A 16,409-nucleotide genomic window follows, 5' to 3' on the forward strand; every position below is an offset into this window, starting at 1 on the left:
ATTTCGGTGTGAACTGCACGCGGTTGCCGGCGGACGTGACGGGCGTCCCGGCCTGCCCGGTCACGCCGGCCCAGCGGCAGCCGTCCTGGTGCCGGACGACGTGCCGCGCGAGCGGGCGGTAACCGGGAACGGCGCCGGGACAGGGGCTGCGGGAGGGGGAGATGAATGCGCGGCCGCGCTCAGGGCTGCGGCCAGGATGCTCCTCAGCACCGATCTTCCTCCGTGTGAACCGTGGCGGTCATCAGGCCGGCCGGTAGCGGCCGCCGGGTGAACTGCGATCCAGTGAGCGAGGTCACCTGAGTGATGAGTGTGAGCGTTAACATCACGTAGGTCAACCCCTCGATCCGCTTGTCGCTCCGAATCGGCTGAACGGACGAGCAGGAACGGGTATCTCAAGCCAACCTCGCCAGCCCAGTCGCTGGTCTCTTCCCGTCTGACGCGCGCGCGGCCGACACACCGCCGTTAGCGTTCACTTCGCGGCACGAGCCTGCGCGCGGCCGCAGCCGCGCCTTCCATCGAGGACGCCGTGCCCGAGGGGGACGGTCGCGACGCGGCCGGCTTCGTCGCGGTCCGCAAGCCTCCGCTTGGCGGGCGACTCCCCCTCGGGCATCCGGTGCTCGTCAGTTCGTGGGGATCCAGACGCGCATCGTCGACGGCCCGCGGTTGGCCCAGGCGTGGTATTCCACCAGGGCCACCTCGTCGAGCTCCTCCCCCGTCCCGGGTGCCGGCTCGGCCCCGGTGCTCCGGTAGGGCCAGTCGTGATCCTGCGGGTACACGCTCCGGCAGCGCACGACGACCCTGCCGTCGACCACGCGGGGCGGCTGACCGGTGTCGACACGGAGTTCGTCGACGGTCTCGACGCCGGGGACGTCCACGGACTCCAGGGCCAGCACGAGCGGGCCGCGTTCCACCGCGACGCAGCCGCGAACCGCGTCGATGCGGGCATCCGGGTACGTGAACCGGGGCGCCATCGGCAGGACCAGGACGACCTTGTCGCCGCGTCGCCACGTCCGTCGCTCGGTGACGACGCCCGGGCCGACCGGCCGGGTGGTTCCGTCGACGGTCAGCGTCGCACCCTCGACCGCCCAGCCGGGCACCCGCAACGACAGCGACCAGGGGCGGTCGTCGTCGCTGTCGATCCGCACCCGGATGTGACCGTCGTGGGGGTAGTCGGTCGCGACGGTCACGCAGAGGTCACGTCCGTCGGCGAGGCGGTGCTCGACGGTGCCGGGCATGTACTGGTGGAGCTGGAGGCCCTCGTCGTCGGCCGTGGCGACGTACGCCGCCAGGCTGGCCATGGTGCGTGCGACGTTGGTCGGGCAGCAGGACACCTCGAACCACGGCGCCCGGAGCGAGGCCGCGGCGCGAAGGCTGGCCCGATCGGCATCCGGGACGGTGCCGAGTTCGCGGCGGTGCAGGGTGTTGGTGTAGAAGAAGCTTCGCCCGTCGGTCGACGGCGAGGTCGACACCACGTTGAAGAGCGTCCGCTCGATGAGGTCGGCGTACCCGGGGTCGCCGTGGGCGAGCAGCAGCCGCCACGCGAGCATCACCGAGCCGACACCGGCGCAGGTCTCCGAGTAGGCACGGTCAGGGGGCAGCACCCAGTCGTCGCCGAACGCCTCATCCTGGTGGCGCGAGCCCTGCCCACCGGTGACGTACGTGCGCCGCGCCACCGTGTTCTTCCACTGCCGGCGTACCGCCGCCAACAGGCTGGCGTCGTCCGTCTCCACGGCGACGTCGACCGCGCCGGCCGAGAGGTAGTTCGCCCGCACCGCGTGCCCGCGCAGCACCGTCGCCTCGCGCACGGGGATGTCGTCCTGGAAGTACTCGCGGCCCCATTCGATGTCGCTGAGCCGGCCGTGACCCCGCCGCTCGACGAAGAGGGCGGCCTGGGCGAGGTAACGGTCGTCGCCGGTGACCCGGGCGAGCTCCACGAGCGCGGTCTCGATCTCCGGGTGCCCGCAGACGCTGTCGATGCCGTCCGGTCCGAACGTTTCGCAGGCGTTGTCGGCGGCGCGGCGGGCGACGGCGAGCAGCCCGTCGTCGGCGTCCGGACGGGTCCGGGCGCGGGCGACCGCCGCTTGCAGGAGGTGACCCAGGCAGTAGAGCTCGTGGCCCCATTCGAGGTCGGACCAGCGGGGTTCCTGGCCCGCGCGGCCGAACTTGGTGTTGAGGTAACCGTCGGGCTCCTGCGCGTCGGCCACCCGTCGGACGACGGCTCGAAACCGCGACTCCAGGTCTGCGTCGCCCGTCCGGCCGATCTCCCACGCCATCGCCTCGAGGAACTTGTAGATCTCCGAGTCGGAGAACTCGCGTCCGCGGCGCTCGCGGGCGAGGTCGCCCTTCGTGGCGGCAAGGTCGAAGTTTCCGAGCCAGCCCTCCCGCTCGAGCCAGTGCTGGATGTGCTCGAGAGTCGTCGCGGCGTTGACCGACTGGCGCTCGGCCCAGAATCCGTCCGTGATCCGGACTTCACCCAATCCGAGCGGCCGGAGCCGGCCGCGGCTCGCCATGACAGGTGCGGCCGTGGGTACGGTGCCGATCATGGTCATCCTTTCAGGGCGCCGGACATGAAGCCGCGCACGTAGTGTCGTTGGAGCAGCAGGAACAGGACCATGCACGGCAGGGCGAGGACGACGACGCCCGCTTCGGTCGCGCCGTAGTCGACGACTCCCTGGACCTGGCCGCGGAGGTTGGACACGGCAAGGGGCAGGGTCATGCGCTCGGAGTCGTTGATGAGGATCAGCGGCGCCATGAAGTCGTTCCACGCGGCGAGGAACGCGAAGAGCCCGACGGTGATCATGCCCGGCTTCACCGCCGGCACGAGCACCCGCCAGAGTGCGCCGAACGACGAGCATCCGTCGACCATCGCCGCCTCGTCGAGCTCCCGCGGCACCGCCTCGAAGGAGATCCGCATCAGGAAGGTGGAGAACGGCAGCTGGAACACCGTGAGCACGAACGCCACGCCGACGAGGGAGTTCTGCAGCCCCACCTCGTTGAGCAGCACGTACAGCGGGATGAGCAACGTCGCGTACGGCACCATGAGGATGGCCAGCGTGACCAGGAACAGCACGTTCTTGCCGGGGAAGCGGAACCGCGCGAACGCGTAGCCGCCGAGCAGGGAGATCAGCAGCGTCAGGGCGACCGTCAGCCCGGACACGAACGCCGAGTTCGCGAGATAGCGCCAGATGCCGGCCTGGTAGTGGGTCAGCGTCTCGTAGTTGCCGAACCCCCAGCCGTCCGTCTGGTTCGTGCCGGCCTGCGGCGCGACCGAAGCGACGGCCGTCCAGACGAGCGGGAAGAGGAAGATCAACGCCAACGCCCCGGTGAGGACCCAGTAGGGGGTCCGCAGCGCGACGCCGGCAATGGTGGTACCGGCCGAGCCGGCGGGTGCGGCAGAGGCTGCCGGGGTTGTCGGCGGCCGCTCGCTGATCGTGGTGGAGGTGGACGGGGAACCGGTGGGCATCGCGTCAGCTCTCCTCGGACCGGAAGGCGCGCATCTGCAGCGCGTTGATGATGACCAGGGCCACCAGCACGATGATGGAGATGGCCGCCGCCACGCCCAGGTCGTTCTGGCCCTGGAACGCCACCGAGTAGATGAGCTGAACCACGGAGATCGTGCTGTTGTCCGGGCCGCCCTTGGTGAGGATGTAGAACTGCTCGAAGGCGAGCAGCGAGCCGGTAACGCAGAGCACGGTGCACAACGCCAGCGTCGGGCGCAGGAGCGGCAGGGTGACCTTCCGGAAGGTCTGCCAGCGACTGGCGCCGTCCATCCGGGCAGCCTCGTACACGTCCGCCGAGATTCCCTGCAGGCCGACGAGCATGAGCACCATGTAGAAGCCGGCGTACCGCCACACGATGAGGAACAGCGTCGAGAAGAGCGCCGCGTTCGGTGAACCGAGGAAGGTGAAGCCCCAGCGCTCCATCAGGGGGGCCAGGGGGCTCGCGTACGGCGAGTAGAGCACGTAGAACAGCAGGGACGCGGAGGCCAACCCGAGCGCACTGGGAACCAGGAACGACGCGCGGACCAGGTTGTTCCATCGGCTCGACTCCTGCACCAGCATGGCCAGGCCCAAGCCGAGCAGGAGCAGCAGCACGGTGGCGAGCACCGTGTACTTCACGGTGAACACCACCGAGGAGGTGAAGAACCGGTGGTTCACCGCCTTCACGAAGTTGTCGGGGAAGTTGACTCCCTGGTCGCCGGACAGCAGCGGCCATCTCGACGCCGACATCCTGACCACGAGCAGCAGCGGAACAGCGAACAGCGCCACCACGAAGACCGCGGTCGGTGTTGCGTAGAGCCAGCCGAGCCAGGCTCGACGGCTGCTGCGACGGGCGGCGCGCCGAATCGCCGCACCGCGTGGGGGTGCGTTGACTCTCATGGGAACCTCTCGTTCATCGGCCGGCGGGCAGATCGTTGCTGCGTCCCGGGTCGGTGTGGTGTCGCGAGCGTGTGCCGGGCCCGACGGCCCGGCACACGCCTACGGCGAACGTCTACTGCCCGAGCACGGCAGAGATCTCGTCGTTGTCCTTCTGGAGATTGCCGCCGTCACCCAGCACCTGGTTGCGCACCAGGGTCAGCCACGGGCTGTTCGGCGCGTTGAAGGCCTGCTGGAAGTTCAACGCGACCGGGGTGTCGCCCTTGCCGGCCACCTCGTTGATGGTGACCAGCCGCGGGTCCTGGGCGGCGTACTTGTTGTTCGCGAGGTCGGAACGCGACACCACGTCCTTGTCCTTCGCGAGCACCTCCACCTGGGCGTCCTCGGACATCATCCAGTTCAGGAAGTTCCAGGCCTGCGCGGCCTTCTTCGAGTCCTTCGAGACACCGATGCCGTCGCCGCCGACGAAGGTGGAAGCGCCGCCGCCCGGGCCGGGGATACCGGCCACCCCGACGTCGAACGGCGTCGAGGAGAGCAGCGTCGCCGGGTAGAACATCAGGCCGACCTTGCCCTGGGTGAACCCGGCCGTCCAGGTGGGGCCCGCCTCGTCCTTCGAGGACGGGAGCACCGCGCCGGACTTCCACAGGTCCCGCCAGGTGCTGTAGACCTTCTGGGCGGTGTCGTCGCCGAGCTTGGACTTGGCGCCGTCCTCGCTCAGCACCTCACCGTTGCTCGCCCAGATGGTGGGGAACCAGGTGAAGACCAGGCACCCGCCGCAGTTCAGACCGGTCGCCGTGCCGTAGACGCCGTCCTTCTTCAGGGCCTGGATCTTCTTGGCCGCGTCGGCGTACTCCTCCAGCGTCGCCGGGGCCTTCTCCGGGTCCAGCCCGGCGTCCTTGAACAGCTGCTTGTTCCAGAACATCATCGACAGGTCGAGCACGAAGGGCAGCACGTACTCCTTGCCGTCGCGCGTGCCGGCCGCGAGGTGCCCCTTGTTGATGGAGTCCTTGTAGGCGAGGCCGTTGATGTTCGAGCTGAGGTCCTTGAACAGGCCCTGCTGCACCCAGTTCGGCACGTAGACGATGTCGGCGGCGAAGAGGTCCGGAAGACCGCCCGAGCCGGCCGCCGCGCCAACCTTCGCCACGTAGTCGTCGTTGGGGACGACGGTCAGCTTGACCTGGTTCTTGTGGCTGGCGTTGTAGGCCTCGACGAGGAGCTTCGCCTGCTTCTCGAGCGGAGCCCGGGTCCACAGCGTCAGCTCACTGCCGTCGTCGGTGCCGTTGGGCCCGGCCTCGACCGTCGCCTTGTCCTTCGAGCTGTCCTTGCCGCACGCGGCCGCGCTGAGGGCCAGAGCCGCTACGAGGACGCCGGCCAGCGAGCGCAGGCCGAGTCGCCCGCGCGAGGTTCGTCTCATGATCTTCTCCTAGGCTCATCGTTCGGAGGGATCCGCACCGCGGTCCCGGCGAAGCTGCAATTTCTCGGGTGGTGGGTTGGGTGTACTTACGCCCTGTCGAGGAGGGCCCCGTTTGGCATCGGGGGTTCCTCGGGCGTTGTCCGGCCGGCCGGTCGGCCGTCCGGCGTCAGAATCGGCGACCGCCGGCGAGGCGGGCGCCGCTTCTGACCGCGGCGCAGGATTACAGTCGCTGCGCCATTCGGTAGTAGGTGCTGTTCCAGCGGATGTGATTCGCGAACAACCGGGGGTCGGTCGCGGCGTCGATCATGAGCAGCTCGACGCCCGCCATGTCGGCGAAGTCGGCGAGCGCCTCGCGGCCGACCGCGGTGCTGAGCACGGTGTGGTGCGGCCCGCCCGCGAGCAGCCAGCACTCGGCCGACGTGGCGAGATCGGGTCGCGGCTTCCAGACCGCCCGGGCGACGGGCAGCCGGGGCAGCGGCTCGTCCGGCTCCACCACGTCGATCTCGTTGGCGGTCAGCCGGAGCCGGCCGCCCAGATCGGCGAGGCCGACAACCAGGCCCGGGCCGGGGGCCGCGGTGAAGACCAGGCGCACCGGGTCCTCGCGATTCCCGATCGACAACGGGTGGATCTCGAGGCTCGGTCGACCGCCGGCGATGCTCGGGCAGACCTCGAGCATGTGCGCGCCGAGGGTCTTCGGCTCGCCGGGACCCCAGTGGTAGGTGTAGTCCTCCATGAACGAGGTGCCGCCGGGCTCCTCCCCGGCCGCCACCTTCAGGATGCGCAGGAGCGCCGCGGTCTTCCAGTCGCCCTCGCCCCCGAACCCGTAGCCGTCGGCCATCAGCCGCTGCACCGCCAGACCGGGGAGCTGCCGCAGACCGCCCAGGTCCTCGAAGTTCGTGGTGAAGGCGTCGAAGTTGCCCGCCTCGAGGAAGTGACGGAGGCCGAGTTCGATCCGGGCGCCGTAGCGCAGCGACTCGTGCCGGTCGCCACCGCGGCGCAGCTCGCGCGCCACCGCGTAGCGCTCCTCGTACTCGACGACGAGCTTGTCGACGTCGGAGTCCGCGGTCTCGTCGACGGCCGCGACGAGCGCGTTCACACCGTAGGCGTTGACCGAGATACCCAGGGTCGCCTGGGCACCGACCTTGTCGCCTTCGGTCACGGCCACGTCACGCATGTTGTCGCCGAAGCGAGCCATCCGGAGCGACCGGGACGCCCGCCAGCCGCTCGCCGCGCGGGCCCAGGCGCTGACCCGGCCCGCCACCACCGGATCGCCGGCGAAACCGGCGACGGTCTTGCGGGCCACACCCAGCCGCGACTGCACGTACCCGAACTCGCGGTCGCCGTGTGCGGCCTGGTTGAGGTTCATGAAGTCCATGTCCAGCTCGGCCCAGGGCAGCGACCGGTTGGCCTGGGTGTGCAGGTGCAGCAGCGGCTTGCCGAGCGCGGACAGACCGGCGATCCATGCCTTCGCCGGTGAGAACGTGTGCATCCAGGCGATGACGCCGACCACCGCGTCGTCCGAGGTGGCGTCCAGGCAGGTCCGGCGGATCGCGTCGGCGGTCGTCAGCACCGGCTTCCAGACCAGCCGCGGCCCGGCCCGCAGGCCGCTGGCGAGCGTCTGGCACACCTCGCGCGACTGCGCCGCGACCTGTTCGAGTACGTCCTCGCCGTACAGCGCCTGGCTTCCCGTCAGGAACCAGATCTCTCCCGGTTTATCTACTGTCGGCACGAATGTCACTCCGTTCCATCGGACCGGCCAGGCTGGCCGTACACCTTCTGGTAGCGCGCGTAGAGCCGGTCCACGTCCACGGGATCGATCGTCAGCGGGGTGCCGAGCTGCCGCGCGATGTGCACGGTCCGCGCGACGTCCTCGCACATGACCGCGGCCTTCACCGCGTCGCGGGGCGTCGCCCCGATCGTGAACACGCCGTGGTTGCGCATGAGCACCGCCGGCGACCGGTGCCCGGAGAGCGTCTCCACGATGCCCCGGCCGATGGAGTCGTCGCCGATCATGGCGAACGGACCGACCGGGATCTCGCCACCGAACTCGTCGGCCATCGCGGTCAGCACACACGGGATGGACTCCCCGCGAGCCGCCCACGCCGAGGCGTACGTCGAGTGGGTGTGCACGACGCCGCCGACGTCCGGCCGGTGCCGGTAGACGTACGCGTGCGCCGCGGTGTCGCTCGACGGGTGGTAGTCACCCTCGACCACGTTGCCGTTCAGGTCGCAGACGACGATCGAATCCGCGGTCAGGTCGGCGTAGTCCACGCCGCTCGGCTTGATGACCATCAGGTCGTGCCCCGGGACCCGACCGGAGACGTTGCCGGCCGTCCAGGCCACCAGGCGGTAGGTGGTCAGGTGCCCGTGAAGCGTGGCGACCACCTCCCGGATCGTCCGCACCGCTTCCGCGAGCCCCGTCTCGTACGTCGTCATCGCGTCTCCGCTTCCCGCCGGATCCGGCGCAGCTCGTGCATCACGTCGTTGCCGCCGCGACCGAAGTAGTCATGCAGCGTCACGTACTGCGCGTAGAGGGCGTCGTAGGCCGCGGCGCGCTTCTCGTCGGGCTCGTAGACCGCGACGTCGCGCCGGCCCATGGCCGCCGCCGCGTCCCGCACGCTCGGGTACGCGCCGGCGGCGACCGCGGCGTGGATCGCCGAGCCGACGGCGGGTGCGTGGTTCGAACCCACGATGCTGATCGGCAGCCTGGTCACGTCGCTGTAGAGCTGCATCAGGAACCGGTTCTTGACCAGGCCCCCCGCGACGACGAGCTCGGTCACCGGCACCCGTCCCCCGCGCAGCGCGTCGACGATGGCGCGGGTGCCGAACGCGGTCGCCTCCAGCAGCGCCCGGTAGATGTCCTCCGGACGGGTCGCCAGCGTCAGCCCGACGACGAGCCCGGAGAGCTCGTGGTCGACGAGGACGGACCGGTTCCCGCTGTGCCAGTCGAGCGCGACCAGGCCGTGCCCACCGACCGGCTGCAGGGCTGCCTTCTCGGTGAGCAGGTCGTGGACCGAGATGCCTCGGGCGTGCGCCTCGTCGACGTAGGCCGGCGGGGTGTTCCGCTCGGTGAACCAGGCGAAGATGTCGCCGACCCCGCTCTGGCCGGCCTCGTAACCCCAGAGGCCCTCGAGGATGCCGCCGTGGACCACCCCGCAGATGCCGGGCACCTCGGTCAGCACGTCGGAGCTGACCACGTGGCAGGTCGAGGTGCCCATGATGGCGACGAGCTGGCCGGGATCGACGGCACCGGTTGCGGGCACCGTCACGTGAGCGTCGACATTGCCGGCGCAGACGGCGATTCCCGCCGGCAGGCCGGTCAGCGCCGCGGCGGCGGGCGTCAGGGTGCCGGCCAGCGTGCCGAGGGCCGCGATCGGGCCGGCGAGCCTGCGGCTCACGAAGTCGGTGAAGTCCGGGTGGAGCGCCCCGAGGAAGTCCTCCGACGGATACCGGCCGTCCTGGTAGATCGCCTTGTAACCGGTCGCGCAGGCGTTGCGGACGTACGTACCGGTCAGCTGCCAGACGATCCAGTCCGCGGCCTCGACCCAGCGGTCGGTCCGTCCGTAGACCTCGGGGTCCTCCTCCAGGAGTTGGAGGCCCTTGGCGAACTCCCACTCGGAGGAGATCCGGCCGCCGTAGCGGCTGATCCAGGACTCGCCGCGCTCATGGGCCAGCTGGTTGATCCGGTCGGCGTGGCGCTGGGCCGCGTGGTGCTTCCAGAGCTTGACGTACGCGTGCGGCCGGCCCGTCAGCTCAGGCAGCTCGCACAGCGGCGTGCCGTCCGCGAGGGTGGGCAGCACCGTGCAGGCCGTGAAGTCGGTGCCGATGCCGATGACCTCGTCCGGGGCGATGCCGGCCGCGCCGACCGCCTCGGGCACGGCGTGGCGCAGCACGTCGACGTAGTCCTGGGGAACCTGCAGCGCCCAGTCGGGCGGCAGCCGCTCACCGGTGGCGGCCAGGAACTCGTCCATCACGCCGTGCGCGTACTCGTGGACGGCGGAGCCGATCACCGCACCGTCGGAGACGCGGACCACGACGGCCCGGCCGGACAACGTGCCAAAGTCGACACCCACCGCGTACCCGGAGGCGTGAGCGGTAACGGAACGCGGCGACATCGAGTGTTCCTCCAAGCAGGTGCGCCTGATCTCGGCGCGCGAGTGTTAGCGGAGTCACAGACGATGTTAGCGTTAACTAGAGTGGCGTCAAGACTTGAAGAAGAGATTGTTTCGGCCGGGTTGCGCGAGGTCCTCGCGGGGTGCCCTTACCGGTGACTGCCGGACGTGCTGTTACGAATTACCAACTCCGGGGGGATGACCGACGAAGCGCCGCGCTCCTCGCCCCCCTCGATCTCGCCCAGCAGGATCTCGATGCTGCGCCGCCCGACATCCCGGAACGGCTGGCACGCAGTGGTCAGCGGCGGCGTCATGAACGCCGCTTCGGGGATGTCGTCAAAGCCCACCACGCTGACGTCCTCCGGCACCCGCACCCCGGCCTCGTGCAGCGCCCGCAGCACGCCCAGGGCCATCGAGTCGTTCGCCGCGAACACCGCCGTGACCCGGCGATCCCGGGCCAGCCTCTGACCGGCAAGATACCCGGACTTGGCGCTCCAGTCACCGACGAGTTCGCGCGGCGCCGTCCGGCCGTTCTCCTCCAGTGCGGCCAACCAGCCTTCGACGCGCCCGTTCGCCTCGCTCCAGTCCGAGCGCCCGCGCACGTGGTGAACGGTCTCGTGGCCCAGGGACAGCAGGTGCTCGGTGAGCATCCGGGCACCCAGCACCTGGTCGACCGACACGCTGGTGACGTTCGGCAGCGCGTTCTCGACGGCGACCACCGGCACGTTGGTCGGCAGCGCGCGGACGAACGCCATTGCCTCGGCGGCCTGCGGAGCGATCAGGACCAGCCCGTCCACCGACTGGTCGACAAGGCGCTGGACGGCCTGGGTCGCCGCCTCGGCCGTGGGTCGACGCAGGCTTGCCACGCTGACCGCGTAGCCGGCCTCCTCGGTGGCGTGCTCGATGCCGTTGAGCATCGATGCCGGCCCGTAGAGCGTGGTGTCGAAACAGACCACGCCGAGCGTCTGCGAACGTCGAGTGACCAGGCTCCGCGCGGCGCTGTTCCGCCGGTAGCCGAGCTGCTCGATGGCCAGGAGGACCCGCTCGCGGGTCTCCGGACGCACCGACTCGGGCTCGTTGAGGACGCGGGACACGGTCATGTGCGACACGCCCGCCAGGCGTGCGACATCCCCCATGACCGGCAAACGGCGGCTCTTTGCCACGCTCACTCTCGATGGCTCCTTAACCGTTTTTGAACTCATCATCCTCGATTGCCGCGGCGCGCTCATCGTCCCCCTCGCCCCGGGTGGACAACGACCTTGAGCCCGTCCCGCGCCGCTGCCGCCGCCATCGCCTCGCCCGCTCGGGCCAGCGGAAAGGCCGCCGACACGAGCGGCGCCAGGTGGACCTTCCGGCGGGCGGCCAGCTCGATGGCCCGCGGATAGACCTCGCCCATCCGCCGGGACATGACCAGCGTCAGCCCCTTGCGGCGGGCCAGGGAAGCGGTGAACGTGGTCCGGTCGCCGGCCGGGATGCCGACGAGCACGACCCGGGCACCCGGCCTGGCCATTCGCAGCGCCTCGTCCACACCGTCGTCGGTCCCGGCGACCTCGAACACGACGTCGGCCGAGTCGGCCGCGCCCGGATCGTCCGCCACCTCGGCGCCGAACTCGACCGCCGTCTCGAGTCGACGCGCCAAGGGTTCGCGCACGACGACCCGCGAGGCACCGGAGAGTCGGGCCAACTGCACGATCATGAGCCCGATCGGACCGCATCCGACGACACCCACCGACCACCCGGTGCGCAGATGCCCCAGGTCGACGGCGTGCAGCGCCACACCGAGCGGTTCGAGCAGCGCTCCCTCGTCGTCGGAGAGCGAATCAGGGTACGGGTGGAGCAGGCGAGTGGGATACGAGATGAACTCGCGCAGGCCGCCGTCGCAGCCGCCGTGGCCGGCGAACACCACCTCGGGACACAGATTGCGATGGCCGGCGCGGCAGACGTCGCACGCGTCGCAGGGGATGGCGGGATCGATCGCCACGCGGGTGCCGTCGGCCGGGCCGCCCCGGATCACCCCGGCCATCTCGTGGCCGAGCACGAGCGGGCGATCCAGGACGGCATCGCCGATCGAGCCCTCGTCGAACCAGTGCAGGTCGGAGCCGCAGAGGCCGACGGAGGTCAACTCCACCAGCGAGTGGTCGACTCCATCCGCGACGGGCCGGCGCTCATCGTGCAGCCGGACATCGCCCGGCCGGTGCAGCCTGGCTACCTTCATGGTCGAGTCGGCCACAGAACTCCTTTCCCCCGTTGCGACGTTAACGATAACATTCTGGTGCCGAATTGAAATGCTCCCACGTCTGAAGATCCGCTGGCTCCTCCTAAACCGGGAGCCGGGATGTGAAGCGCCCGCCGACCCGCCCTCGACCGGCCACGCCCGGCAGCCTCGGCTGCGGTGAACCCGGCCGTTTCCTGGAACGGACCCCTGCCGCCTGGCCGCGCACCTGCTGGACGCCAAGCGCGCCCGACACGGGTCAGCGAGCGGCGGCGGTGCGCCTGTCAGACGTCAGGACCCGGGACGCAGCGCCGCGAGCTGGATCTGCAGCGCCAGCCGTGTTCGCGGCGACTCGAGATCGATGTGGACGACCTCGGCGAGGCGGCGCATGCGGTGCCGGAGCGTGTTGGGGTGCACGTGCAACTGCCGGGCAGCCTGCCTCGGGTCGCCCTGCTGCTCGAGCCAGGCGGCGACCGTGGCGACGTAGTCGGTGCCGTGCGTCCGGTCATGGGCGACGAGCTCGGGCAGCGGTCCGCCGACCAGCAGGTCGATCTGCGGCACCCCGGTGACCACGCGGTGTACGACCACCTCGGCCCAGACGTCCTCGAACCGCAGCACGGGACCTCGCTGCCGGGCCGAGCTCTGCAGCGCGAGGAGCTCCGCCGCCTCGGCGCGCGATCGCGGCAGGTCGGCCAGATCCAGGGCGACACCGCCGGACGCGGCGCACAGCCCCGGGTCGTGCACGGCGATGTCGTGGATCAGCCGCTCCATCCAGAGCCAGGAGCCGGGCAGTTCACCCTCGTCGACCACGACGGCGAACAGGACGTCTCCGACGTCCGCGATCAGCGGCTGGCGCCAGCCGTGGCGTCTGGTGATCGACTCCCACAGGGCCAGGTCGTGCACGATCTCCGCGGTTCCACCGTGCGCCCCGAGGGCGACCACCCGCCACGGACCCTTGGGTAGGCCCAGCTCCTCCGGGACCGTCCGGCCGGGGGCCCGCAGGGCGGCCCGCAGGCGGTCGGCCGACACCCGCCGCGCGACATCAGCCTGCACCCGGAGGCGGAGCAGGTGGAGTGCCAGCACGGACGCCGCGCCCTGGAGGTCCCGCAGGCGCCCCTCCGGCACCGGCCCCTCGACGACGGCCCAGATCGAGCCGAGCAGCTCACCTCCGGCACGGATCGGGATCACGAGCCGGGGCAACGTCCCGTCCGGGCCCTGCGGCACGAAGACCAGCTCGCTGCCCTTCGCAAGCTTGCGGAAGACGCCACGGGAACGGAAGTGCGCGATCACGTCGCCGGGGACGCGTCGTCCGACGATCGTCGAGACGCGCGCCGGGTCGGTGCGGTCCTGACGCGAGGAGTAGGCGAGCACCCGGTACTGGGCATCCTCGATCGTCACCGGCGCGTCGACGATGGTGGCGGTCGCGTCGGCGAGGGCGAACAGTTCGTCGTACACCCCGGTCTCGCCGGTCTCCGGCGAACCGGGCGCGGCAGCCCTGTCGATCACGCCGCGGAGCAGCCAGACAAGCTGTGCCCACGACCCATGGCTCTGCAGCTCGACCAGGGTCAGGCCGCGGGCGGCGGCGGACGCCGCCACGTCGGGATGCGAGGCCAGCGGAGGCTTGAGGACGAGGCCGGCCGCCGCGGCATCCGCGCAGCGCTCGATGACGGCGAGCGCCTGATCGGGTGTGGCGATGCCCGCGCCGAGGGCGAGGTCCCCGCTCTGGCCGGTCGATGCCTCGTCGAGTTCGGCGAGGGTCACATCGCGAACCTCCGCCTCTTGGGCCGCGACGACGATCTTGAGCAGCGCGGCGCCGACGGCGTCCACTACTCCAGCCACCGTGATCATGCCCCGATTATGCCTCGACGTTGTGCGGTTCGACCAATCGCAGAGAGCATGATTGGCCTGACCGAACAATGACGTCCCGGCCTGGTGGGGACAGGATTGGCCCCGATCTCAGTTGCTTCTGAAGGAGAGAACGGATGCCTGCCATCGAGTCCGTGCCCGCCCCCCAGCGCGTCGCCGTCATCGGCGCGGGGATGGTGGGGCTGGCCACCGCCTGGTTCCTGCAGGAACGGGGGGTGCAGGTCACGGTGCTCGACCGCACGGGCGTGGCGGCGGGCGCGTCGTGGGGCAACGCGGGCTGGCTCACCCCCGGCATCACCACTCCCCTGCCGGAGCCGGCGGTGCTCCGCTACGGGCTGCGCGCCGTCCTGAGCCCGTCGTCGCCGGTGTACGTGCCGCCGCGCGCGGACGCTCGGCTGCTGCGGTTCCTGGCGGGCTTCACGCGGCACAGCACCGCCGCGAAGTGGCGGACCGCGATGCGGGCCTACATCCCGATGAACCGCCGCGCCTTCGAGGCGTTCGACGCGTTGCGGGCCGGTGGGGTCTCGGCGATGACGCACGAGGCGAAGTCGTTCATCGCGGCGTACCGGACCGAGGCCGAGCGGTCGGTCCTGCTGGACGAGCTGGGGCACATCCACTCCGCCGGGCAGGAGATCGAGTTCGACGTCCTCACCGGGGCCGAGGCACGCGGGGTGGAGCCCTCGCTGTCGGACAACATCGGTGCGGCCATCCGCCTGCACGGTCAGCGGTTCATCAACCCTGGCGAGTACGTGCACTCGCTCGCGGACGCCGTGCTCGCCCGGGGAGCGTCGCTGGTGACCGGGGCGGACGTCGTGGATGTCCGCGACGAGGGGACCGGCGTGCGCGTGGTGACCTCCGCCGGCGCGGACGAGCGCTACGACGCGGTGGTGCTGGCGACCGGCACGTGGCTCGGTGAGCTGGGCCGGCGCTTCGGCGTCCGGACGGTCGTACAGGCCGGGCGCGGATACAGCTTCAGCGTGGCGATGGAGCACGTGCCGTCGGGCCCGGTGTACTTCCCGGCGCAGCGCGTCGCGTGCACGCCGCTGGGCGACCGGCTGCGCGTCGCCGGAATGATGGAGTTCCGCAGCGCGGAGGCCCCGCTGGACCGGCGCCGCATCCTGGCCATCGCCGAGGCCGCCCGACCGCTGCTGCGGGGCGCGGACCTGGACGCCCGCGTCGACGAGTGGGTCGGGTCGCGGCCCTGCACCCCCGACGGTCTGCCGCTGATCGGCGCGACCAGGTCGTCGCGGGTCTTCGCGGCCGGCGGCCACGGCATGTGGGGCATCACCCTCGGCCCGCTCACCGGCACCCTGCTCGCCGAGCAGATCACCACCGGCCGGCAGCCCGCGGAACTGCAGCCCTTCAACCCACTGCGCTGACGCAACACCTCGTCGGGACGGCGGTCGCTCGCGGTCGCCGGGGCCGTGCCGCGCTGATTGTCGCCGCGCCGACCCGGCGGCAGCCCAGCCGGCGCCGCCCGCCGTCACAACGGCCGACATCCATCTGAGCGGCACCAGCGGGCGGAGCGCGACAGCGCTCCGCCCGCTGGCTTTTGTGAGCAGGAAGGAAACCCCGATCGTGCACGTCGTGAGCAGGCAGGACGAGCTGGGTGTGCTGCGGATCGTGCTGGAGGAGCAGTACGAGCGGCACAGCACCCAGCTGGCACTGCTGGCCCGGCAGGCCCGCAAGCTGCCCGCTGACGGGGCCGACCTCGGGGCCGCTTCGGCCTTGACCGCCGCGTCACGACGGGCCCTGGGCGATATCGCCCGGGCGTTGCACTACCTGGAACAGGGTCGCTACGGGACCTGCGAGGGCTGCCAGTGCGACATCCCCATCGAAGACCTGGCGCGCCGTCCGTCGGCCCGGTTCTGCACCACCTGCCAACCCGAGGCTCGCCCGGTCCGATAGCGGCTTCCCGTCTCGAACGTCAGCCAACCCGCGACAGGGCGAAGCGGATCCGCGCGCCAAGGTCGGCAATCTGTTGCGGCGTCTGCCGCACGATGCCGTGCTCGGCCATGAGGGCACGGTACTGCTGCTCCTCGTACGGCACGCCTGGCGGCAGCGGCGCGATGTGCCAGTGCACATGCGAATTGCCCTGCATGCTGCCCAGCGAGAGCAGGTACGTGCGCTCGGGTCGGGTCACCTCGCCGATCGCGCGGGCGACCCTGTGCACCACGGCCTGCAGCCGCAGATACTCCTCGGACGTGAGATCACGTACCACGTCTTCGACGTGCCGGCGCGGAACGACGAGCGCACAGCCGCGCAGGGTCGGATATCGGTTGAGGAACGCCACGTGCGTGCCGTCGTCGTACTTGCTCCTTCTGCCGACTGGGGTGTCGGAGGCGAGCGTGCAAGCGATCAACCAACGAACGAGGGCATCACCGTGCTCCACAGAGGAACGAGCAGTGAACGATCCACCCGCATCAGAC

13 protein-coding genes are annotated in these 16,409 nt (G+C 70.7%); 2 read left to right on the forward strand and 11 right to left on the reverse strand.

Going from position 1 to position 16,409, the window contains the following annotated elements; genetic code table 11:
* Nucleotides 1-620 precede the first annotated feature (620 nt).
* The 10 genes from ACNAVT_RS27820 to ACNAVT_RS27865 all read right to left on the reverse strand — a co-directional run bounded on the left by ACNAVT_RS27820 (nucleotide 621) and on the right by ACNAVT_RS27865 (nucleotide 13,962).
* Complete coding sequence (locus ACNAVT_RS27820) at nucleotides 621-2,543, reverse strand: glycoside hydrolase family 127 protein (protein ID WP_416300456.1); 1,923 nt, start codon at nucleotides 2,541-2,543, stop codon at nucleotides 621-623.
* 2 nt (nucleotides 2,544-2,545) lie between these two features.
* Nucleotides 2,546-3,463, reverse strand: coding sequence for a carbohydrate ABC transporter permease (locus tag ACNAVT_RS27825; RefSeq protein ID WP_416300458.1), 918 nt, complete (start codon nucleotides 3,461-3,463; stop codon nucleotides 2,546-2,548).
* A gap of 4 nt (nucleotides 3,464-3,467) precedes the next feature.
* Nucleotides 3,468-4,379 carry a carbohydrate ABC transporter permease gene (locus ACNAVT_RS27830; protein ID WP_416300459.1) on the reverse strand — a complete coding sequence of 304 codons (912 nt, stop codon included), beginning with the start codon at nucleotides 4,377-4,379 and terminating at the stop codon, nucleotides 3,468-3,470.
* Nucleotides 4,380-4,491: 112 nt separating this feature from the next.
* Nucleotides 4,492-5,790 carry an ABC transporter substrate-binding protein gene (locus ACNAVT_RS27835; protein WP_416300460.1) on the reverse strand — a complete coding sequence of 433 codons (1,299 nt, stop codon included), beginning with the start codon at nucleotides 5,788-5,790 and terminating at the stop codon, nucleotides 4,492-4,494.
* 220 nt (nucleotides 5,791-6,010) lie between these two features.
* On the reverse strand, nucleotides 6,011-7,519 hold the full coding sequence (gene araA / locus ACNAVT_RS27840) for an L-arabinose isomerase (RefSeq protein ID WP_416300461.1): 1,509 nt from the start codon (nucleotides 7,517-7,519) through the stop codon (nucleotides 6,011-6,013).
* Between the two features lie 5 nt (nucleotides 7,520-7,524).
* Entirely contained in the window at nucleotides 7,525-8,226 is a 702-nt protein-coding gene (locus ACNAVT_RS27845) for an L-ribulose-5-phosphate 4-epimerase (protein WP_416300462.1), read from the reverse strand.
* Nucleotides 8,223-9,905 carry a ribulokinase gene (gene araB, locus ACNAVT_RS27850; protein WP_416300463.1) on the reverse strand — a complete coding sequence of 561 codons (1,683 nt, stop codon included), beginning with the start codon at nucleotides 9,903-9,905 and terminating at the stop codon, nucleotides 8,223-8,225. The genes ACNAVT_RS27845 and araB overlap by 4 nt, the downstream gene beginning before the upstream one ends.
* A gap of 146 nt (nucleotides 9,906-10,051) precedes the next feature.
* Nucleotides 10,052-11,131: a LacI family DNA-binding transcriptional regulator gene (locus ACNAVT_RS27855; RefSeq protein WP_416300464.1), complete on the reverse strand. Its 1,080-nt coding sequence runs from the start codon at nucleotides 11,129-11,131 to the stop codon at nucleotides 10,052-10,054.
* A complete protein-coding gene (locus tag ACNAVT_RS27860; protein WP_416300465.1) occupies nucleotides 11,128-12,132 on the reverse strand; it encodes a zinc-dependent alcohol dehydrogenase in 1,005 nt (334 codons plus the stop codon). The genes ACNAVT_RS27855 and ACNAVT_RS27860 overlap by 4 nt, the downstream gene beginning before the upstream one ends.
* A gap of 273 nt (nucleotides 12,133-12,405) precedes the next feature.
* Nucleotides 12,406-13,962, reverse strand: coding sequence for a PucR family transcriptional regulator (locus ACNAVT_RS27865; protein ID WP_416300466.1), 1,557 nt, complete (start codon nucleotides 13,960-13,962; stop codon nucleotides 12,406-12,408).
* Between the two features lie 134 nt (nucleotides 13,963-14,096).
* Between ACNAVT_RS27865 and ACNAVT_RS27870 the strand changes: the two genes are divergently transcribed.
* Nucleotides 14,097-15,359, forward strand: a complete 1,263-nt coding sequence (locus ACNAVT_RS27870; protein ID WP_416300467.1) for an NAD(P)/FAD-dependent oxidoreductase — start codon at nucleotides 14,097-14,099, stop codon at nucleotides 15,357-15,359.
* 208 nt (nucleotides 15,360-15,567) lie between these two features.
* Entirely contained in the window at nucleotides 15,568-15,888 is a 321-nt protein-coding gene (locus ACNAVT_RS27875; RefSeq protein WP_416300468.1) for a TraR/DksA family transcriptional regulator, read from the forward strand.
* Nucleotides 15,889-15,907: 19 nt separating this feature from the next.
* Here ACNAVT_RS27875 and ACNAVT_RS27880 read toward each other — a convergent pair.
* Nucleotides 15,908-16,409: HIT family protein (locus ACNAVT_RS27880; RefSeq protein ID WP_416300470.1), on the reverse strand; the 502-nt coding region annotated here is incomplete at its 5' end.

This window comes from Micromonospora sp. SL4-19 (assembly GCF_047921475.1).
In the GTDB taxonomy this organism is placed as follows: Bacteria; Actinomycetota; Actinomycetes; order Mycobacteriales; family Micromonosporaceae; genus Micromonospora.